This is a genomic window from Cohnella rhizoplanae, from assembly GCF_948329515.1.
In the GTDB taxonomy this organism is placed as follows: Bacteria; Bacillota; Bacilli; order Paenibacillales; family Paenibacillaceae; genus Cohnella; species Cohnella rhizoplanae.
This window is the reverse complement of sequence record NZ_CAOJCN010000001.1, coordinates 869,570-889,985: the sequence shown is the minus strand read 5'-3', so window position 1 is coordinate 889,985 and position 20,416 is coordinate 869,570. Positions and strand designations below refer to the sequence as shown.

The 20,416-nt window shown below is 60.8% G+C and carries 19 protein-coding genes; 2 read left to right on the top strand and 17 right to left on the bottom strand.

Annotated elements, in window-relative coordinates:
• Positions 1-2: 2 nt before the first annotated feature.
• From gndA to zwf, 4 genes are read right to left on the bottom strand one after another with little or no spacing between them, the layout of a single operon-like run.
• Positions 3-1,424, bottom strand: a complete 1,422-nt coding sequence (gene gndA / locus PQG80_RS04035; RefSeq protein WP_271749838.1) for an NADP-dependent phosphogluconate dehydrogenase — start codon at positions 1,422-1,424, stop codon at positions 3-5.
• 36 nt (positions 1,425-1,460) lie between these two features.
• Complete coding sequence (gene fsa / locus PQG80_RS04030; RefSeq protein ID WP_271749837.1) at positions 1,461-2,126, bottom strand: fructose-6-phosphate aldolase; 666 nt, start codon at positions 2,124-2,126, stop codon at positions 1,461-1,463.
• A 46-nt stretch (positions 2,127-2,172) separates the two neighbouring features.
• A complete protein-coding gene (tkt, locus tag PQG80_RS04025; RefSeq protein ID WP_271749836.1) occupies positions 2,173-4,173 on the bottom strand; it encodes a transketolase in 2,001 nt (666 codons plus the stop codon).
• On the bottom strand, positions 4,145-5,683 hold the full coding sequence (gene zwf, locus PQG80_RS04020) for a glucose-6-phosphate dehydrogenase (RefSeq protein WP_271749835.1): 1,539 nt from the start codon (positions 5,681-5,683) through the stop codon (positions 4,145-4,147). The genes tkt and zwf overlap by 29 nt, the downstream gene beginning before the upstream one ends.
• 120 nt (positions 5,684-5,803) lie before the next feature.
• Between zwf and PQG80_RS04015 the strand changes: the two genes are divergently transcribed.
• Positions 5,804-6,682 carry a LysR family transcriptional regulator gene (locus PQG80_RS04015; RefSeq protein ID WP_271749938.1) on the top strand — a complete coding sequence of 293 codons (879 nt, stop codon included), beginning with the start codon at positions 5,804-5,806 and terminating at the stop codon, positions 6,680-6,682.
• Between the two features lie 82 nt (positions 6,683-6,764).
• On the opposite strand, the gene PQG80_RS04010 is transcribed toward PQG80_RS04015, so the two are convergent.
• The 10 genes from PQG80_RS04010 to PQG80_RS03965 form a co-directional block, all read right to left on the bottom strand.
• Positions 6,765-7,148, bottom strand: coding sequence for a VOC family protein (locus tag PQG80_RS04010; protein WP_271749834.1), 384 nt, complete (start codon positions 7,146-7,148; stop codon positions 6,765-6,767).
• A gap of 245 nt (positions 7,149-7,393) precedes the next feature.
• Entirely contained in the window at positions 7,394-8,350 is a 957-nt protein-coding gene (locus PQG80_RS04005) for a D-2-hydroxyacid dehydrogenase (RefSeq protein ID WP_271749833.1), read from the bottom strand.
• A 115-nt stretch (positions 8,351-8,465) separates the two neighbouring features.
• Positions 8,466-10,532 (bottom strand): penicillin-binding transpeptidase domain-containing protein, encoded by a 2,067-nt coding sequence (locus PQG80_RS04000; protein ID WP_271749832.1) that lies wholly within the window; start codon positions 10,530-10,532, stop codon positions 8,466-8,468.
• 191 nt (positions 10,533-10,723) lie between these two features.
• Positions 10,724-11,026 (bottom strand): putative quinol monooxygenase, encoded by a 303-nt coding sequence (locus tag PQG80_RS03995; RefSeq protein WP_271749831.1) that lies wholly within the window; start codon positions 11,024-11,026, stop codon positions 10,724-10,726.
• Positions 11,023-12,024 (bottom strand): helix-turn-helix transcriptional regulator, encoded by a 1,002-nt coding sequence (locus PQG80_RS03990; RefSeq protein WP_271749830.1) that lies wholly within the window; start codon positions 12,022-12,024, stop codon positions 11,023-11,025. The genes PQG80_RS03995 and PQG80_RS03990 overlap by 4 nt, the downstream gene beginning before the upstream one ends.
• 59 nt (positions 12,025-12,083) lie before the next feature.
• A complete protein-coding gene (locus PQG80_RS03985) occupies positions 12,084-12,587 on the bottom strand; it encodes a DinB family protein (RefSeq protein WP_271749829.1) in 504 nt (167 codons plus the stop codon).
• A gap of 157 nt (positions 12,588-12,744) precedes the next feature.
• A complete protein-coding gene (locus tag PQG80_RS03980; RefSeq protein ID WP_271749828.1) occupies positions 12,745-13,056 on the bottom strand; it encodes a metal-sulfur cluster assembly factor in 312 nt (103 codons plus the stop codon).
• A gap of 33 nt (positions 13,057-13,089) precedes the next feature.
• On the bottom strand, positions 13,090-13,431 hold the full coding sequence (locus PQG80_RS03975) for a DUF2512 family protein (protein ID WP_271749826.1): 342 nt from the start codon (positions 13,429-13,431) through the stop codon (positions 13,090-13,092).
• 12 nt (positions 13,432-13,443) lie between these two features.
• A complete protein-coding gene (locus PQG80_RS03970; RefSeq protein WP_271749825.1) occupies positions 13,444-13,962 on the bottom strand; it encodes a DUF3231 family protein in 519 nt (172 codons plus the stop codon).
• 154 nt (positions 13,963-14,116) lie between these two features.
• Positions 14,117-15,151, bottom strand: a complete 1,035-nt coding sequence (locus tag PQG80_RS03965) for a Gfo/Idh/MocA family protein (RefSeq protein WP_271749824.1) — start codon at positions 15,149-15,151, stop codon at positions 14,117-14,119.
• Between the two features lie 246 nt (positions 15,152-15,397).
• Between PQG80_RS03965 and PQG80_RS03960 the strand changes: the two genes are divergently transcribed.
• On the top strand, positions 15,398-16,129 hold the full coding sequence (locus tag PQG80_RS03960) for an MBL fold metallo-hydrolase (RefSeq protein ID WP_271749823.1): 732 nt from the start codon (positions 15,398-15,400) through the stop codon (positions 16,127-16,129).
• A gap of 98 nt (positions 16,130-16,227) precedes the next feature.
• On the opposite strand, the gene PQG80_RS03955 is transcribed toward PQG80_RS03960, so the two are convergent.
• The 3 genes from PQG80_RS03955 to PQG80_RS03945 form a co-directional block, all read right to left on the bottom strand.
• The gene (locus PQG80_RS03955) at positions 16,228-17,559 is read right to left on the bottom strand and encodes a glucose-6-phosphate isomerase (protein WP_271749822.1); all 1,332 of its coding nucleotides are present in this window, start codon (positions 17,557-17,559) and stop codon (positions 16,228-16,230) included.
• Between the two features lie 130 nt (positions 17,560-17,689).
• Complete coding sequence (locus PQG80_RS03950; protein ID WP_271749821.1) at positions 17,690-18,721, bottom strand: potassium channel family protein; 1,032 nt, start codon at positions 18,719-18,721, stop codon at positions 17,690-17,692.
• 210 nt (positions 18,722-18,931) lie between these two features.
• On the bottom strand, positions 18,932-20,398 hold the full coding sequence (locus PQG80_RS03945; protein WP_271749820.1) for a protein adenylyltransferase SelO: 1,467 nt from the start codon (positions 20,396-20,398) through the stop codon (positions 18,932-18,934).
• Positions 20,399-20,416: the final 18 nt, after the last annotated feature.

Here is a 20,416-nt window from a genome sequence, read left to right as displayed (position 1 = left end):
GTTTATTGTTGCTGGCCGCCGATCCACTGGAAGTGGAAGCTGCCTTCGCGGTCGAGCCGCTCGAACGTATGCGCGCCGAAGTAATCGCGCTGCGCTTGCAGCAGGTTCGCCGGGAGGCGTTCCGTTCGGTAGCTGTCGTAGTAGGCCAGCGCGGAAGCGAAGGCCGGTACAGGTATACCCCGCGTCACCGCGGTCGCTACGACTTTTCTCCATGCGCCTTGATAGTCGCGCACGACGCCGCCGAAGTATTCGTCCAGCAGCAGGTTCTGCAGGGCCGGATCGCGGTCGTATGCGTCCTTGATGTTCTGCAAGAACCCGGCGCGGATGATGCAGCCGCCGCGGAAGATCATCGCGATGCCGCCGTAGTTCAGATCCCAGCCGTACGCGTCGGATGCGGCCCGCATCTGCGCGAAGCCTTGCGCGTAAGAAGCGATCTTGCTGGCGAAGAGCGCCTGGCGGACGGCCTCGATGAACTCGCGAGGATCGCCTTCGTAGCGCTGTGCCTCCGGGCCGGTCAGCTTGCGGCTGGCGACTGCGCGCTCTTCCTTCATCGCCGAGAGGAACCGGGCGAAGACGGATTCGGTGATGATCGACAGCGGCACGCCCAGGTCGAGCGAGCTCTGGCTCGTCCACTTGCCCGTGCCCTTCTGGCCCGCCGAGTCGAGGATGACGTCCACCATCGGCTTGCCCGTCTCCGGATCGGTCTTGGAGAAGATATCGGCCGTGATCTCGATCAGATAGCTGTCCAGCTCGCCTTGATTCCACTCGGTGAAAATCTCGTGCAGCTCGCCGGCGCCAAGTCCGAGCACGTCCTTGAGCAAGTGGTAAGCTTCCCCGATCAGCTGCATGTCGCCATATTCGATGCCGTTGTGCACCATCTTGACGTAGTGTCCCGCGCCGTCCGCGCCGATGTACGTGGAGCATGGATCTCCGTTCACCTTGGCGGAGATCGCGGTCAGGATCGGCTCGACGAGCGCGTACGCATCCTTCTGGCCGCCCGGCATGATCGCCGGACCATGCAGCGCGCCCTCTTCGCCGCCCGATACGCCGGCGCCGATGAAGCGGAAGCCCTTCTGCTGCAGCTCCTTATTCCTGCGCTGCGTGTCCGGGAAGTAGGCATTGCCGCCGTCGATCAGGATATCGCCCTGATCGAGGTAAGGCAGCAGCTGTTCGATCGTATCGTCGGTCGGCTTGCCGGCCTTGACCATGATCAGAATCTTGCGGGGCGTCTCCAGCGATTGCACGAACTCTTCGACGCTGTACGCGCCGACGAAGTTCTTACCCTTCGCTTCCTCGAGCAGTTCCTTCGTTTTCTCCGGCGAACGGTTGTACACCGCGACCGAGAAGCCCTTGCTTTCGATATTCAGCGCGAGGTTTTTGCCCATGACGGCCAGGCCCACTACGCCGATTTGTTGTTTGTTCATCGTTCCCCATCCTCCCGAATGTCATGCTCTCTCTATTTATTGGACCGCTTTTTTCCAGTCGGCAGCGAACTTCTCCATCCCTTGCTCGGTGAGCGGGTGCTTGGCGAGCTGTTCGATGACGGAGAAAGGAATCGTGGCGATATGCGCGCCGGCCATCGCGACGCGGGTCACATGATCCGGATGGCGCACGGAAGCCGCGATGATCTGAGAATCAAGGTTATGAATGCGGAACAGCTCCGCGATCTTCGATACGAGCAGGACGCCGTCTTCGGAGATATCGTCCAGGCGGCCGAGGAACGGAGATACGTAAGTCGCGCCGGCGCGGGCGGCGAGCAGCGCCTGGTTGACCGTGAAGATCAGCGTGACGTTCGTCTTGACGCCCTTCTTGGTCAGGTAGCGGCAGGCTTCGAGGCCCGCGAGCGTCATCGGCAGCTTAATCGTGATGTTTTTGTCGTAATTGTTGATCTTGATCAGTTCGTTCGCCTGGGCGATCATCTCTTCGGCCGTCAGCGCGTCGGGGGTTACCTCGGCGGATACCGATTCGACCTCCGGCACTTCCTTCAGGATTTCCTCGATGCGGTCCTCGAATTTAACGCCTTCTTTGGCGACTAGCGAAGGGTTCGTCGTGACGCCGGACAGGACGCCGACCTGGTACGCTTTTCTGATGTCGGACAGGTTCGCGGTATCGATGAAAAATTTCATGGTTTCAGCCCCCATAAGGTGATTTTGATTGATTCACGAATTTAGGTTAATTGAGCAATTCCTTAGCGACGCGCACGACATTCGCGACGGAGAATCCGAAGTGTTCCATGACCGCTCCGCCCGCGCCGGATGCGCCGAACGTGTCAATGGCCATTACCTTGCCGTCGCGGCCGGCATAGCGGTCCCAGCCAAGCGAGATGCCGGCTTCGATCGTCACTCGCTTCGACGCCGCGTCCGGCAACACGGATTGCTTGTAGGCTTCCGGTTGACGGTCGAACAGCTCTCTGCTCGGCATCGCGACGACGCGTACCGAGACGTTTTCCTTCTCGAGCTCCGCCTTCGCGCCGACGGCCAGCGATACTTCGGAGCCGGTCGCGATCAGGACGAGGTCCGGCTGCGCGTTCGTCTCGGTCAGGACGTAGGCGCCCTTCGCGATCTGCGCGCGGTTCGCGCTCGTCTGTTCGTATACGGGCAGGTTCTGCCTGCTCAAGATGAGCGCGACGGGTCCTTCCTGCTGCGACAAGGCGTAAGCCCAGGCGCTCGCCGTCTCGTTGGCGTCGGAAGGACGGATGACGGTGAGACCCGGAATCGTGCGCAGCGCGGCCAGGTGCTCGACCGGCTCGTGCGTCGGGCCGTCCTCGCCGACCGCGATCGAGTCATGCGTGAAGACGTAGACGAGAGGCAGCTTCTGCAGCGCCGCGAGCCGGATCGACGGACGCAGGTAGTCGCTGAATACGAAGAACGTGCTGACGAAGGCGTGCACGCCGCCATGCAGCGCCATGCCGTTGCCCGCCGCGCCCATCGCATGCTCGCGGACGCCGAAGTATACGTTGCGGCCTGCATACGAATCGATCGCGAAGGTCGCCTCGCCCTTGATGTCGGTCATCGTCGAGTGGGACAGATCCGCGCTGCCGCCGAAAATCGAAGGTACTTTTTGGACGAAGTGGTTGATCGCCTCGCCGCTCGCGACGCGCGTCGAGATCGACTTGCCCGCCTCGAACGTGAGGATGTCCGCGTCCTCGATCGCCGCTTCTCCACGGATCGCGCGTCCGAGCTCGGCGCCCAGCGCCGGATGCGCTTCGCCGTAAGCGTCCAGCAGATTCTGCCAAACGGATTCCTTTGCCGCTCCCTGCCGCTTCAGCAGCTCGAAGTGCGAGCGGACCTCGTCCGGCACGGTGAATTCTTCCTCGTAATGCCAGCCGTAGACTTGCTTCGTCGCTTTGGCTTCCTCCAGCCCGAGCGGATTGCCATGAACCTTGTTGGTGCCGGCCGCCTTGCTGCCGTAGCCGATGATCGTGCGAATCTCGATCAGCGTCGGCCGATCGTCATGCCGCTTCGCCTCCGCGATGGCCGCGGAGATCGCTGCCAGGTCGTTGCCGTCCTCGACGCGCAGGTACTGCCAGTTCGCGGATTCCGCCCGCTTTTGCACGTTCTCGCCGAAACTCAGGTTAAGCGCGCCGTCCAGCGAGATGTCGTTGGAATCGTACAGCACGATTAGCTTGCCCAGCTTCATGTGTCCGGCCATCGACATCGCTTCGTACGAGATGCCTTCCATCAGGCAGCCGTCTCCGACGAGCGCGTACGTATGATGGTCGACCACCGGGAAGCCCGCCTGATTGAACTTGGCGGCGAGATGCGCTTCGGCCATCGCCATGCCGACCGCCATCGCCACGCCCTGTCCGAGCGGCCCGGTCGTCGCGTCCACGCCGTCGGTATGACCGTATTCGGGATGCCCCGGCGTCAGGCTGTTCAGCTTGCGGAACTGCTTGAGGTCCTCGATGGACACGCCGTAACCGAACAGGTGCAGCAGGCTGTACAGCAAGGCGGAGCCATGGCCTGCCGACAGCACAAAGCGGTCGCGGTTGAACCATTTGGCGTTCGCGGGGTTGTGGTTCAGGTGTTCGGACCAGAGGGCGTAAGCCATCGGGGCCGCTCCCATCGGCAGGCCGGGGTGACCCGAGTTGGCCGCGTTGATAGCGTCGATGGACAGCGTGCGGATCGTATCGACGGACAGCTGTTCAATGGTTTGCGTTTGCGTTGTAGGCATAATCTGCTCCTTCTTTTCCTTCGGAATTAGGCGTAGCGTCGTTCTCGTCGTCGAACCACCAGTGATAGCCGTCCTCCGCCAGCAGGGCGTCCGACTCGGCGGGTCCGCGGCTGCCCGCCGCGTATTCGCGCAGCGGCACCTCGTCTGCCTCGAAGGCGTCCAGCACCGGCTGCACCCATTCCCAGGACAGCTCGACCTCGTCCCAATGCGCGAAGAACGTCGGATCGCCCTTCAGCGCGTCGCCGATCAAGTTCTCGTAAGCTTCCGGCGAGTCGGAAGGCGTCGAATGGAGATCGATATGGATCGGCTTGAAGCCGCCGTGCGCGCCGGGCTCTTTGTTGTTCAGTCGCAGCGTGATGCTCTCGCCGGGACCGATCTCGATGACGAGCAGGTTCGGCGCTACGCCGTCCTCGGACTGCGACCACGCCTGCTTCAGCGGTTCCTTGAATTCGACGACGATGCGGGTCGACTTCTTGTTCATGCGCTTGCCGGTGCGGATGTAGAACGGAACCCCGCGCCAGTCGCCGTTGTCGATTCGCAATCGGGCGGCGATGAAGGTATCGTTCCTGGAGTCAGGCGCGATGCCCGGTTCCTCCTTGTAACCGGCGACGGGCTTCCCGCCCATGCTGCCTGCAGCGTACTGTCCGCGGACCAGGTGCGCGCTTACTTCGTCCCTTTGCACGGGGACGAGCGCCTCCATGATCTTTTTCTTCTTGAACCGGACCTTCTCGGAGGTGCTGTCGAACGGCAGATGGATCGCAGCCATCATGAGCAGCTGCAGCAGGTGGTTCTGGAACATGTCGCGGATCGCGCCTACGTGATCGTAATAGCCCGCCCGCTCCTCGACGCCGACCGATTCGCTCGCCGTGATCTGCACGTTCGCGATGTAGCGGTTGGTCCATAGCGCCTGAATGACCGGGTTGGCCTGCTGCAGCGATTCGAGGCGCTGCACGACCGGCTTGCCGAGGTAGTGGTCGATGCGGAAGATCTCTTCTTCTGCGAACGATTCGGAAAGCTTGGCGTTCAGCGCGCGTGCCGATTTCAGATCGTGTCCGAACGGCTTTTCGATGACGAGGCGTTTCCAGCCGTTGGCCGAACCCAATCCGCTATTGCGGATGTTGTCGGCGATCGGCTCGAAGTGCTCGGGACCGACGGACAGGTAGAACAACCTGTTCGGCGGCATGTCGAGCGCTTTTTCGCGCGATTCGACGAGCGCCAGCAGCTTCCGGTAGTCCTCCTCCTTGCCGATATCGAGCACGCTGTACCGGAACGCCTCCAAAAACGCATTCAGCTGCGCTTCGTCGGCCGGCTCGGTTCTGGAAAATTGGTATAGCGACCGTTCGACGGCGGCCTGGAATACTTCGTCGGTCCATTCCCTTCGGCCCAGACCTACGACGGAGAAGGCTTGCGGCAGCTTGCCGCGGACGAACAAGTTATACAAGGCGGGGTAGATTTTGCGCTTGGCCAAATCTCCGGTCGCCCCGAACAATACAAAGGTAGTCGGCTCCATCTTCCTTCTCCTTCCAGAGAGCGAGGATCCGCTCTGGTTTCTTTTTTGTAATTTCACTATAATACGAAATGAAGCCATACAAGTAATTAATATATTTCACAGGAGATATAGACCATGTCTATGGGTAACAATTATGAGCTGTACAAGGTGTTCTATTGGGCGGCGAAAACGGGGAGTCTGACGCAGGCGGCCAAAACGCTGTATCTAACGCAGCCGAGCGTGAGTCACGCGATCAAGCAGCTGGAGGAGAACTTCGGCGTCGCGCTTTTCTACCGCAACTCCAAGGGCGTCGAGCTCACGCCCGAAGGCTCTGTACTCTATTCCTACATCGAGCAATCGCAGATTCTAATCTCGCTCGCGGAGGAGAAAATGGCCGCGCTTAAAAATCTGGACAGCGGAGAGCTGCGGATCGGCGGCAGCGATTCCCTGTTCAAGCATTACGTGCTTCCGTATCTGGAGCAGTTCCATGAGCGCCATCCCGGCGTGAAGCTGCATCTGAACCACGGTACGACGCCGGAGGTCATTACCTTTCTGAAGGAAGGCAGGATCGATCTGGGCGTCGTGCGCATGCCGATCGTCGATCCGCAGCTCCAGGTGACGGAGAGCTTCCAGCTGCAGGACTGCTTCGTCGCCGGCGCCAGGTATGCGGCGCTGAAGCACGAGGTGCTCTCTCTCGAAGCGCTCCTTCAGTATCCGATCATTCTGTTCTCGCGCAACAGCCGCGCGCGGATGACGATCGCCGAGCTCTTCCAGAGCTACGGTTATTCGATCAAGCCGGAGATCGAGGTCGGCAGCGTCGACCTGCTCATCGAGTTCGCGCGGCGCGGTCTCGGCATCTCTTATGTAACGCGGGAGTTCGTGTCCAAGGAGCTCGAGGAGGGATCCCTGTTCGAGGTGAAGCTGGAAGTCCCGCTTCCTCCCTCGCATGTCGGATTATTAACGATGCGAAATATGCCGCTGTCCAGCGCGGCGCATGCCTTTATCGGGTTGGTCAAGTGAGGATTGTAGGACGGCGCAAGAAAAAGAGCATGCAGGACGCTGTAGCCGTCCGCATGCTCGTTTACGATTAACCACATTAAATTTAAATCCCCTGGTTCAGCTCGATCACGTTGCCGGCGGGATCGCGGAGATAGGCGACCCGATGTCCCCATTCCGGCGTATCGCGCGGCTGTTGAACGAACGGAACGCCCTTCGCGCGCAGATCTTCGTAGACGGCGTCGACGTCCTCCACGCGGAAAACCAGCGCTACCTGATCGCGGCCGCTGAAGGGCTGCGCCTGCTGCCTCTTCTCCGCCGGGTCGCCAGCCATCGGCGGCTCGAGCGCGAAGCTCACGTCGCCGGTCGCGAACTCGGCGAACGGCGTCGTTTCATCCCCGTATCGGACCTCGAGTCCGAGGGTGTCGCGGTAAAACAAAAAGCATTCATGGATATTCGGCGCCAGCAGACGTACATGCGATAGCTTCAAACCGTTTCCTCCGTTCATGGTTTCCATTGCGGACGTTCTCAGTCTACCATGATGAGCAAGACGGCGTTTCTTCTCGATTGCTGACATGGGACCGAGGCGGCGGTATCGGTCTATACGTATCCCGGCCAGATCTTGGGCGGATGCCCCATCCCTTACCGCCGTACGGAGGCCGGTGAAGCCGTCCGTCGCCTAGATCGAAGCCGTACCCGCGATGTTGATCCGCCGAGGCTGCACTAGAGTATCTTTTAAACAACGCGATTGATCGCTTGCCCCGCCAGGTACGCCTCCAGATTAGCGACCGCTGCGGCCATCAGCCGCTCCCTCGCCTCTTGCGTCGCCCATGCCTGATGCGGCGTAATGATGCAGTTGGCGGCCGTCAGGAGCGGATGGTCGGCGGGCGGCGGCTCAGCGGAGAGTACGTCCAACCCGGCTCCCGCGATGCCGCCGGCATTCAGGCGATCCGCGAGGTCCTGCTCCGCGATGAGGCGGCCGCGCGCCGTATTGATCAAGAAGGCGGACCGCTTCATACGCGCGAGACTGTCTTGGTTAATCAGCTCCACGGTATCCTCCGTGAGCGGGCAGTGCAGGCTTACGACGTCCGACTTTTCCAGCAGCACGGGCAGCGCCGTCCATTCGAAGCCCGCGAAGGGAGGCGGCCCGTCCGGATGCCGCTTGTAGGCGGCGACCTTCATGCCGAAGGCATGCGCGATGCGCGCCACCGCTTCCCCGATCCGGCCGTAGCCGACGATGCCCATCGTCTTGCCGCTCAGCTCCGTCAGCGGCGTTTTCCAGTAGCTGAAGTCCGGCCCCTTGGCCCAGTCCCCGGACTTGACGGAACGATCGTGGAGTCCGGCATGCTGGCACAGCTCGAGCAGCAGCGCGAACACGGACTGCGCGACGGAGTCGGTTCCGTAGCCGGGCACGTTCGTGACCGCGATGCCTCGCTCGTCTGCGGCTCGCACGTCGACCACGTCGTATCCCGTCGCGAGCACCCCGATATATTCCAGCGCCGGCAGCTTTGACAGCAGCTCCGCGCGGACCGGCGTCTTGTTGGTGAGTACGATGCGCGCGTCGCGCGCCCTTTCCTCCGCCAGCTCGGGCTTTGTCCGATCGTAGACCTCTACCTGACCGAGACGTTCGAATCCGCTCCAGGACAGATCGCCCGGATTAAGCGTATAACCGTCCAGCACGATGATTTTCATTTCCGTATCCCCCGATTCTTGAGCGATTCACAACCTGGCCCCCTTATGTACCGCATCCGCAAAAATACGGATCCCGTCCTCTCCATCGAAAACGTGCGCGGCGAAGGGTTCGTGCTTAGCCTCTCATCGCTTGCTGAAAAATACGTTTGACCTTCGGCGCGACATACCCGCTGCCTCCGCGTCCCCGGACGTTCTCGATCATGACGGACAAAAGCAGCCGGGGATCGTTCGCGTCGAAACCGACGAACCAGCCGTTCTCTTCGCCCTCGGCGCCCTTGCTCGCCTTGAGCTCGGCCGTCCCCGTCTTGCCTGCGATGGCCGCGCCCTGGATATATGCGCCGTGACCGACGCCTTCGGGACTTGCGACCGCCTGCACGAGATCCTTCTTCAGCAGCTCCGCGGTCTCCGGCGTCATCGCGGCTTCCTTCCAAGCCGGAGGCGTCTGCGGGTCTGCCTCCAGCGTCAACCGCGGATAGGCGATATCGCCGCCGTTCACGATCGCGGAGAACGCCAGCGCCACATGGAGCGATGTCATGCTCACCTCGCCTTGCCCGTAGCCCGAATCCGCGAGCTGGATCTCGCTCTTAATGCCCTTGTTCGACAGCTGCGACTCGGCGAGCGGGTAGGCGATCGGGATCGCTTCGCCGATGCCGAACTTCGCGGCCGCCTCGGCGAACTTCTCCTTACCCAGCGCGAGCGCCGCCTGGGCGAAGTAGATATTGTCCGAATAGACGAGCGCCTTGGACAGATCGACTGGATTCACCGCATGGACCCGCTTCACGTAGTAGCTGCCCCATGAGCCGTCCTTGGTCCACTTCAAACCCGAGATGGCCACCGCCTCCTCCGGATGCAGGGTGCCCGCGTCCGCGCCGATCGCGGCCGTGACGATCTTGAAGGAGGAGCCCGGGGCGTAGCCTTTGGAGAACCGGTTCAGGAACGGATGCCGCGGATCGTCGTTCCAGGCCGCATACTGCTTGTTCGACAGTCCGCGCGCGAAGGCGTTGGGGTCGTAGGACGGACTGCTGAGCAGCGCCAGCACCTCGCCTGTCTTGGGCTCGATCGCGGCCGCCGAGGAGGCGTCGGCCTTAATCTCCTCATAGATCGTCTTCTGCAACCCTGCGTCTATTGTAAGCTGGTATGACGTGCCCGGCACCGCCGGTCTCTCCGCCAGAACCGCCTTGCGCTGGCCGCCCGAATCCTCGATGGCCACGACGACCCCGTCCGTTCCTCTGAGCTTATCCTCGAGCACCTGCTCCAGCCCGGCTTTACCGATCATGTCTCCGGTCTTGTAGCCCTTGTCCTTGAGTCGCTCGAGCTGCTCCGCATTGATCTCCCCGACGTAGCCGGTCAGATGCGCCGCGGCTTCCCCGAGCGGGTAGACGCGCAGCTTCTTCTGCTGGAAGACGACGCCCGGCGCGTTCTGAAACGCATCCATGTCGGCTTCGTCCACGATGCCGATCGGGACGAACAGCTCCGGCTTCACCCACGACGCGCCGAGCTTGCGGTCGACGTCCGCCACGGTGATGCCCAGCTTGTTGGCCACCTGGGCCTTGACGGCCGCGGGTTCCTCGCCGAGCTGTCCGGGGACGATGCCGAGCTGCGGCGCCGTGCCGTTGACCGCCAGCCCTTCGCCCGTGCGGTCGACGATCTCGCCCCGTTCGGAGGCCAGCGTCTGTACGCGTACCTTGTCCCCTTCCTCCATATCGGGGAAGATCATCGACGGGTCCCAGTCGATCCGCCACTGCTGCGTCTCTCCGTCCTGTATTTTCCTGGCCGTACCTTCGTGCTTGAACGCGAGCGGTCCGGCAACCGTATCCATATCGACCTCATACTGGAATTTCTGCACGACCGGCCCAGCGGTTCCCGTCGCATCGGCAGGCGAGCTCGCGAGCGCCGGAGATACGTTCTCGACCTCGAGCTTGTCCGCCTTGATGCCCTCGTAAATTTTCCCGTAGCGTTCGGCGAACTGCTCGGCTGTCAGCTTGCTCCTGGCGTCGGGCGTCAGCATCGCGTACATGCCCGCATAATCGAGCTGCCGCCACTCCGCCAGGTAGGCGGCGATCGCGTCCTCCGCCGTAGGTTCGGGCGTCGGCTCCGGCGTCAGGTTTTCCCCGCCGTTTTTGCATCCGCTTAATACCGTCATGACAAGCAGGGCCAAGATCGCCCCGTTGCGCATTTTCATTTTACCGCCTCCCGGTTCGAGATGACCGCCTTCGATGACGCCGCGACCGGCCTTGAGGCTGCCGTCGCTGCCGCGTTCGATTCTATAGCTATCATAGATCGGCGTCTCTTCCCGTTCAATAGAAGAAAAATGATAGACGGTTCATACGGGGATCCATCCAGGACTTCGCTAAACGCGCATCATCAAATCCTTCAAAATCCTTTCCCGCCGAGCGGTCTTACCTTGATGCCGCCGAAATCCGCGATTAACGGCCGGCATCGTCCGATGAGCGCGCGCACCGCCTCATTCTGCAGCGAAGCGGCATGCGCCTCTTTGTCTACCCAGAGTTCCGTAATCCAAAGATCGTCCTCGTTTTCCTCCGATGCATGGATGATATAGGAGATGCAGCCTTCCATCCCGGTCAGCGTCTCGTCCGATTCCAGCATCATGCGGGCGAGCTCCTCCCTTTTGCCTGGATAGGCCGTCAGTTTGCCGAACATGGCGAATTTGCTCATCGTTTATCTTCCTCTCTATCGTTTGAATGAATATGCTTCGTGGCGTCGTAATGCGCAAGCAGTTTAGCGCATGCTTGCCTCATTCGCCCGACCAACAGCTCCGACTCGATATGCAGCGCGGTTCCGTACGGCATGAGGAAATAGGGAACATAGGTGTATAGCGTCGAGCGTTCCAGGCGAAACGTGGCCGACTCGGGCAAACGTTCCGTCAAGGCATGCCCGAATAGCCAATGCCGGCATAGCTCGCTGAGCACTTGCTCCTGCGCGCGAATCCGGACCGTCTCGAAGGCGTCCGGTCCCGCGTCGCCGTTAAGCAGTTGCGAGAGCAGATGATCCTTGGCCGAAAAGGAGGCGGGGCGTTCGAAACGCGCATCGGTCGCGCGCAGCCCGCGTATGCGGTCCACCCGAAAGCTCCTGACGTCCTCGCGGTAACCGCAGCGCCCGACGGCGTACCAATTTCCCTTCCAGTACACGATGCCGTACGGATCGAACAGGCGCGAAGGCGATGGCTCGCCTTTGCCTTTGTCATATTCCATCTCCAGCGTGCGGCCTTGTCCCGCCGCCTCTTCCAGCAGCTGCAAATAGGCTTGATAGATGCCGTCGATCGGCGGATAGATGACCGAGAGCCCGGCGCCGTGGCGTTCTAGCGCGTCCAGCTGCTTGTCGTTCGCGTATCGCTTCAGCTTGTCCGTCGCTCGCTCCAGCGCATCCGAATGCGGATAACCCGCTTCCCTGGCAAAGATAGCGGCGTGGATAAGCCCCTTCTGCTCGTCGGGGTCGAACACGAGCGGCGAATCGGCGAACCGGCTCAGGAGCGTATAGCCGCCGTTCGGACCCGAATCGGCGACGACCGGCACGCCGCTGGCGCATAACGAATCGATGCAACGGTAGACGGTCCGCACGTGAACGTCGAGCGATTCCGCCAGCTGCTTCGCCGTCTTGCGCCGGCCGGATCGGAGCATCCACAGAATCGACAGCATATTGTCCGCTTTTGTCATAGAGTTAACCCGCTCCCGATCTGCAGTCGCGCTATTCGATCGAATCTATTGTAAGACAATCACTCCCGAGGCGCCATGCCCTGCTCGATCCAGGTCTCGTAGGTCGGTCCGTACAGCCCGGGCGGACGCAATCCGGCTTGGCGCATCAGGACGGTCATCTGCCCGCGGTGATGCGCCTGATGCATCAGGGCGAATCGGAGCGAAGCGCCGTTTTCCCATGCTTCCCCCGCGATCGGCACCGTGACGGACAGATCGTCGTCCGTCCATTGCGCCTGAATCGCCGCCAAGAAGGAGTCGCTGATCGTTCGATAGGCCGCAGCGAGCTCCACGGCGGAATATTTTCCACTTCCGCCTTCGCCGTCGCCGAGGCCGTCGATGGAGAGTCCGAGAGAACCCATGAACTGAATGGAAGTCACCAGGTGCCAGGCCAACCCGCCAAGCGTGCGACGTCCTTCGGCCACTTGCCGGTCCAACGACCCGTCCGTCAAGGCATCGAGCAATCCTGACGTCATATCCGCCTCCCTTTTCCATTCTTGCGCAAAGCTGGCGATCGTCGTGAACATCCCCATTCCCCCATCATCGTATTTACTTCACGATCATGAGTATACGCGCAGACCCCTGACAGAAACGGTCAGCGATAGCGAAGCGCAAAATAAAAATCCGCGCCGAAGCGCGGATTTCAGGCAGGCAGATATGGGATAGGACTGGCGACAGTTGCGGTCAAGACATATGATGGGCCCTGATTTCTTCGCGCGCGCGGTCATTCATGCTGGCGGGCGTCCATTTCGGTTCCCACACGAGATCGACCTCGACGTCGCTTACGCCCGCAACGGCTCCGGCGGCGGACCTGGTCCTGCTGACGATCTCGTCGGCCATCGGGCATTCGGGTACGGTCAACGTCATCTCGATCGTCGCCTTGCCGGCCTCGTCGACCGACACGCCGTACACGAGACCGAGATCCACGATATTCGTTCCAAGCTCGGGATCGATCACGTCTTCCAGCGCGTCCCACACCGCTTCGTTCGGCTTCATGCGTGACACCTCGCGATCTAAGGCAAACTTGGTTTACGCGCGTTGGTAAGACAGCCTCGTCTGGAACACGTACCGGTGAATGAAAAATTCGGCCACGGCGGTAATCAGCGCGATAACCAGAATTTCTCCCGGATTGATCGTCCAGTTCATCGTGGATGCCGCAATCCACAGCACGACGTAAGCCAGGATGCCGTCGGATATCGTGGCAATGAGATTGTTGGTCGAACGCAGAATGATCTGGTCGCCGAGCACGTAGGCAATGATCGTGAGTATGGTGGCCGTCGTCGCCGCGCCCCAGAACGACGCATTGGAATAGTACATCAGCAAGGTCGTTACGACCACGCCGTTCACCAGCCATTTCAACACGAATTTCATGCGGCTGCCTCCTTAGGCGTGGACCGCTTCCGGACGCTGGATGAGCAGCGGCGGCGGAACGAGCCATCCCTTTTCTTTGCTGAGGTGAAGCATGCTTAAGCCGATCGCGGCTTTGGTGGCGTGGTACTTGGCGAACAGCGCGAGGACGTCCTCGCGGATCGTCTTGCCCATCGTCTGGCTGCAGGCGACCAGCCCTACCGCCACGTCGGCCGATATCATGGCCCCGATCTCCATGTCGGAGAACCGGGCGCCCAGCGGGATCTCTTCTAACTTCGCTTCAGGGCGCTGCGGCAGCTCCGGCGGAGGCACGATGCCGTTGCTTTTCAGGAGCTTGTCGCATTCGCTGCCTTCAAGCTCGGCTTGATCGATGCATTTGTCGATGATTTTCTTAAGCTCCCGATCGCCCGTATGCTGCTTCAGCGCGCGATAGCCGGAAACGCAGCCTTTAGCCATCATAGAAGCTTGCCAGATGTCGTACACTTCGCCGTAATGCAACGGCTCGTCCTTCGGATTTCCGCTAAGGATTCCCATTTCAACGTTTCACTCCCGGCGATTGTTTTTTGGACCCAGGTTAATTTGCCCGGAGAGTCCTTCCGACATCCTGTTAAAAAAATGGCCCCCGTCCTCGCCATACGGCAAAGGTCGGAGGCTTATGATTTTATAGCGACTTCATTCCCTCATCCAATTACAGACGGATTTCTTGCCCGCGTTCGGCGGATTCGTAGATCGCGGACAGGATCTTGATCATATCGACGCCGTGCTCGGGCAGGAAGATCGGCGTCTCGCGTCCGAGTACGCACTCGACGAAATGGCGGATATTCGCCGTGTGCTGAGGAACGGGGGAATCCGGGAAGCGCGGCTGCTCGTCGATCAGGACGCCGTCCTTTTCGGTGTACAGCTTCAGCTTGTCGTTGATCAGGCTGAAACCGCCTTCCGTGCCGCGCCACTCCAGGAATTTCTGCTCCTCCTCGATATTCGAAGCCCAGCTGAATTCGATCTGGAGCGAGGCGCCGCTGTCGAAGCGGATGAAGCCCGCAGCCAGGTCCTCGACGTCGAACGTACCTTCCGGCACCTTGCCGGAGGCATCCGGACGGTCCGCGAACTTGCGGTACGTCGAGCCGGATACCGTGACGGGCTTCGGATTGCCTGCGGTCCACATGGCCATGTCGATCATATGGACGCCCAGGTCGATGAGCGGACCGCCGCCCGACAGTCCCTTCGTCGTGAACCAACCGCCGCGTCCGGGAATGCCGCGCCGGCGGATCCAGCCGCACCGTCCCATGTACATTTCCCCGAGCGCGCCTTGGGTGATGAGCCGCTTGATGAACTTCGCTTCCTCGCTGAAGCGGTTGTTGCGCATCGTCATCAGCAGTCTGCCGGATTCTCGCGCCGCATCTGCCATTTTCTGCGCTTCGTCGGCGTTGACGGCATCCGGCTTTTCGCAGAACACGTGCTTGCCGCTGCGGAGCGCGGCGATGGCGATCTCGGAGTGGTACAGGTTCGGCGTGCTGATGCCGACGATATCGATCGAAGGATCGGCGATCAGCTCGCGATAATCCTCATACACCTTCGCTCCGGAGAACGCGAGCGCCGCGGATTCCGCGGAAGCGCGGTGAGCGTCGCAGAACGCGACGAGCTCGACTTCCTTGTGGGACAACCATCCGGGCAGATGCGCGAACTTGAAGATGCCGCCCGTTCCGATTACGCCAACCTTTAACATGATTCATTATTCCCCTTTATGCGCTATTTTTTATGTAAAAGCGATATGCGTCTTTATTGTAGACCGCTCCGCCGCGCGTTTCGATTGCTGATTCGGTTTATTTTATACGGTATTCTATCATTTCGGGCCATTTTGACTTTGATCCGCGCGGGTTTTATATTGTACTCATTAGTTCATCATGCAAGGAAAAGGGAGGGAGCCGGAATCCGACGTCTACATTCGGTCGAGTATGGAGCCGGCGCGTGCATGCAAATCGCTGAAGGTATCGTTATGCTGGAGTTGGATCTGGGATCGATGACGATTCATCCGACCGTTCTGGTCGATGAAGATTCGTGGACGCTGATCGACACGGGCTTGCCGGGATCGGCAGCCGCCCTGTTGGCGCTTGCCAAGCAGGCGGGCGTCGGGGATAGGCCGTTGCGGGCCATTCTGCTCACGCATCAAGACTTGGATCACATCGGCGGCCTGCCGGGCATCCTGGAAGAGACGGACGGCAGCGCCGTCGTATACGCGCATCCGGACGACGCCGGCGCGATCAACGGGACGGAGCGGCTCGCGAAGTTGTCGCAGGAGCGTCTGGACGGCTTTTTGCAAGAATGGCCTGAGGACGTGCGCTCGCAGTTCGAGCGGACCTTCCTCCACCCGGTCCGCCCCAATGTGGACATGATGTACAAGGACGGCGATACGCTGCCGTTCGGCGGCGGCCTGACGGTCATTCACACGCCGGGCCATACGCCCGGACATGTCTCTCTCTACCATCGCGCGTCCAAGACCCTGATCGCCGGAGATGCCACGGTCGCCCGGGACGGCGTGTTGTCCGGCCCGAACGCGCGGGTGACGCCGGATATGGACATGGCGCTGGCTTCGCTTGGCAAGCTCGGCCAGTATGACATCGAGGGCGTCATCTGTTATCACGGCGGATGGGTTCAAGGCGGCGTCAATGCGAGATTCGCTGCGCTCTCCGAAGGCAAGTCATAATCAAGAGGCCGCGGGACGGCAGAGCATTCCATGACGGAATGTCCTGCCGACCCGCGGCCTCTCGTTTATTATTTATTCTTGCAGCCGGCCGATGCTTCTCACAAGCGCTTTAGCAATTCAGCTTTTTTGTCCTCATAGCCGGGCTTGCCCAGCAGCGCGAACATATTGACCTTGTAAGCTTCCACCCCCGGCTGATCGAACGGATTCACGCCCAGCAGCAGGCCGCTGATCCCGCAAGCCTTCTCGAAGAAATACACCATCTCCCCGTACGTATACTCGTTCAGCTCATTCAGCTCGACGATCAGGTTGGGCACGCCGCCGTCCACGTGAGCGATCCTTGTCCCTTCAGCGGCCTTCCGGTTGACTTCGTCCATCGTCATGCCCGCGAGGAAGTTCAGACCGTCGAGATTGCCGCCGTCCGCCTCGATCGTCCATTCGACGCGCGCTTTTTTAACGGACAGCACGGTCTCGATCAGGTCCCTGCGCCCTTCCTGAACGTATTGTCCCATCGAATGCAGATCCGTCGAGAAGTCGACCGATGCCGGGTACAGCCCCTTCTGGTCCTTTCCTTCGCTCTCCCCGAACAGCTGCTTCCACCATTCCGCCACGTAATGCAAGGACGGCTCGAAATTCGCCAGCAGCTCGATCGTCTTCCCCTTGCGATAGAGCGCGTTGCGCACCGCCGCGTACTGGTAGCTTTCGTTGGACGACAGGTCCGGATCGTTGTACCGATCCGCGGCCGCCGCGGCGCCCGCCATCATCCGATCGATGTCCAGTCCCGCCGTCGCGATGGGCAGCAAGCCGACCGCGGTCAGCACCGAGTAGCGTCCGCCGACATCGTCCGGAATGACGAAGGTTTCGTAGCCCTCCTCGTCCGCAAGCTTCTTCAGAGCGCCTTTCTCGGCGTCCGTCGTCGCATAGATGCGTTTGCGGGCTCCCTCTTTTCCGTACTTTTTCTCCATATAGTCTCGCAATACGCGGAACGCGATCGCAGGCTCGGTCGTCGTGCCAGACTTGGAGATCACGTTAAGCGAGATCTCCTTGCCCTCAAGGAGCTCCAGCAGATGCGACAGGTACGTCGAGCTGATGTTCTGGCCGGCAAAATACACCTGCGTGCGGCCCTCCATCTGGTTATGGAACGTATGGGAGAGCGCTTCGATCGCGGATCTGGCGCCGAGGTAAGACCCGCCGATGCCGATGACGATCAGTGCGTCCGAGTTGGCGCGAATGGCGGCAGCCGCTTCCTTGATGCGCGCGAATTCGTCCTTGTCGTACTGGCTGGGGAGATCCACCCACCCGAGATAATCCGCGCCGGGACCTTTCTTCTCGTGGAGCATGCGATGCGCCGCCGATACGAACTCGCTTGCGTAATCCACCTCGTGCTGCTGCATGAACTGAAGGGCGTGGGTGTAATCAAAACGGATGGTCAATTGTTTCTCCTCCTCTGGTCTATCGCTCTCGTCTCACTATAATTCAAATCTTATCTATAAAGGTAATTAATAGATCAAAGAAGAGCCATAGATCGCGTCTATGGATCTTCTTTGATTCGTTTGATTTCATTTAACGAACGCCGTAACCTGCGCTTTTGATCTCGCGATACGTCGCTTCATCCGCAAGGATATAGAGTCTGGCCTCCGCGGGAATCGGCAGGTCCAGCTTGCGATTCACGCCCAGATCGCCGCGGTCCGAGATCAGCGTGGCGCCCCGCTTCAGCAGCGCATGGAATGCGTCGCCATATGTACGCCAGCCTCTGTCGACGGAAATCTCGTAGATCTCGTCCCCATGCTCGCGGCTCAGCAGTTGACTGAAGATCTCCGCGTTGCCTTCCTGCAGCGCGGCTCGAACCGCCAGACGCGAGATCGCGTCATAGGACAGCACGAATTCGTTGACATTGATATAACGAAAATTCTGAATGTTCTTCTCCTGGACGATCTCGACCGTCGTATGCACGTCCGGCGCAAGCCGCTCGATGCTGGAGGCGACCAACAGCGACTTGCCGTCCGCGAGCGCAGCCTCGTCGATACGGGCATCCGCGAAAATAATCGCCGAACGCGCGGCGCGCAGATTGGCCTGCCCCAGCGTCTCCTCGGCCGAGGGATCGCCGCTGATGAAGTGTACGTTGCTGCGACGCTGAAGCGGATGGCGGTCGGATTCGTCGACGATGACGATGTCCGCCCCGGGCAGACTGGCCAGGATCTCGTCGACGGCATACAACGCTTTTTTGCTCCAATTGACGATGATGAAGTGGTCTTTGCCCTGGTAGCTCAACAGCCCGGCCTCCCTTTGCCTCTGAATGGATGCGATCGAATCGATGACCTTGCCGATCAACAAGCTGAGCAGCCCGATTCCGAAAATATAAAGAAAAATCGTGAGCGCCTTGCCCGCCGCCGTCTTCGCGTAATAATCGCCGTAGCCGACGGTCGACATCGTCGTCAGCACCCAATAGAAGGCGTTAAACCAATTGTGGTAGGTGTCGGGCTCCAAAACCAAAGCCAAAGACGCGGCAAACAGAATAAACGCGAGCGCGACGATCAAGATCGAGGCATTCTTGAAATGCATCGTCTTGATGAGCACTCTTAAAATAAAATGCATGCGGGTATCCTCCGTTTCCACCGGGTCCGCGAACGGAGAGCTTCCCGATTCAGGCGCGATTTCCAAGTTTTACAGTATAAGAGTTAGATTCGGATGTCAATCGCAGCCTTACCCGCTGGAGTGAAGGAAAACTAAAATAGCCCCTCCCGTCTCCGGGAAGGGCTATACGAGGCCGCGCTTAACGCCGCGGCTATAGACAAGACACATGTCTTAGGTGCCGCAAAAGGTTCTGTATGGGCCGGAGGAGGCATCGGGCAGCGCCGCGTATTCGGCCTGCTCCGGCGTATATTCGAAAGGATTGCGGAGCGCGTCGACCAGACGGTCCATGACAGCGTAGTCGCCGCTTACGGCGGCTTCAAGGGCTTCCTCCACGCGGTGATTGCGGGCGATCGCCGCCGGGTTGCTGTCCCGCATTCGGCGGCGCGCGGCCGCTGCTGCTTCGTCGGTACCGCCGACCCTGTCCTTCCATCGGTCCTGCCAGCGCGCGAAGGGATCCGATCCGAATAAGGGCGTCTGTCTCGTCGCTCCGGTCGTGAGCGCCGCGAAAGTATTCGTGTAGTCGGCTTTGTACGCCGCCATCGCTTCGAGCAGGTCCCGCGCGAGGGATTCGTCTGCCGGCGCTTCGCCCGGAAGCCCGAGCTTGGCCCGCATGCCGGACAGCCAATCCGCGGCATAGAGATCGGGGAAAGCCGCGATCTCCTCCTCTGCCACGCCGACCGCGCGTTCTTCGTCGTCATGGAGCAGCGGAAGCAGGGTCTCGGCGAAGCGCGCGAGGTTCCAGCCTGCGATCTTCGGTTGATTCTCGTAGGCATAACGCCCGTGAGCATCGATCGAGCTGAACACCGTAGACGGATCGTAGACGTCGAGGAACGCGCAGGGGCCGTAATCGATCGTCTCGCCGCTGATCGCCATGTTGTCGGTGTTCATCACGCCGTGCACGAACCCGGCGAGCTGCCACCGGGCGATCAGCGAAGCTTGACGCCGTACGACCGCGCCGAGCAGCGACCGATAATCTCCTTCTGCGACTTCGGGAAAATGCCTCTGCAACGCGTAGTCGGCCAACAAGCGGACTTGATCCGCGCCTCCCGCGCCTGCGGCGTATTGGAACGTGCCGACGCGCAGATGGCTCGCGGCGATGCGGGTCAATACGGCGCCGGGCAGCTCGTCCTCGCGGAAGACGGGCTCACCGGTCTCCACGACCGCCAAAGCGCGCGTCGTCGGTATGCGCAGCCCATGCATCGCCTCGCTGACGATGTACTCGCGCAACATCGGACCGAGCGCCGCCCGCCCGTCGCCGCCGCGCGAATAGGGCGTACGGCCGGAGCCCTTGAGCTGCACGTCGTATCTCCACCCGTCAGGCGAGAGCTGCTCGCCCAGCAGCAGCGCGCGGCCGTCGCCCAGCATCGTCAGATGACCGAATTGATGCCCGGCATAGGCCTGCGCCAGGGGCTCGGCGCCGTCGGGCGCGGCGTTGCCGGCGAATGCGGCAATGCCGGAGTCGCTTCGGAGCGCCGCTTCATCAAGGCCGAGCGCCTCGGCCAGTCGGACGTTCAGCACCGCGAGCCGGGGCGCTTGGACCGGATTCAGCGGGATTTTCGTGTAGAAGAAGTTCGGCAGGCGCGCATAGCTGTTGTCGAATCGCCAGCCGGCGCCCGTCTTCGAGATGGGATGGGTCATAGCGTCTCCTCTCTGGTT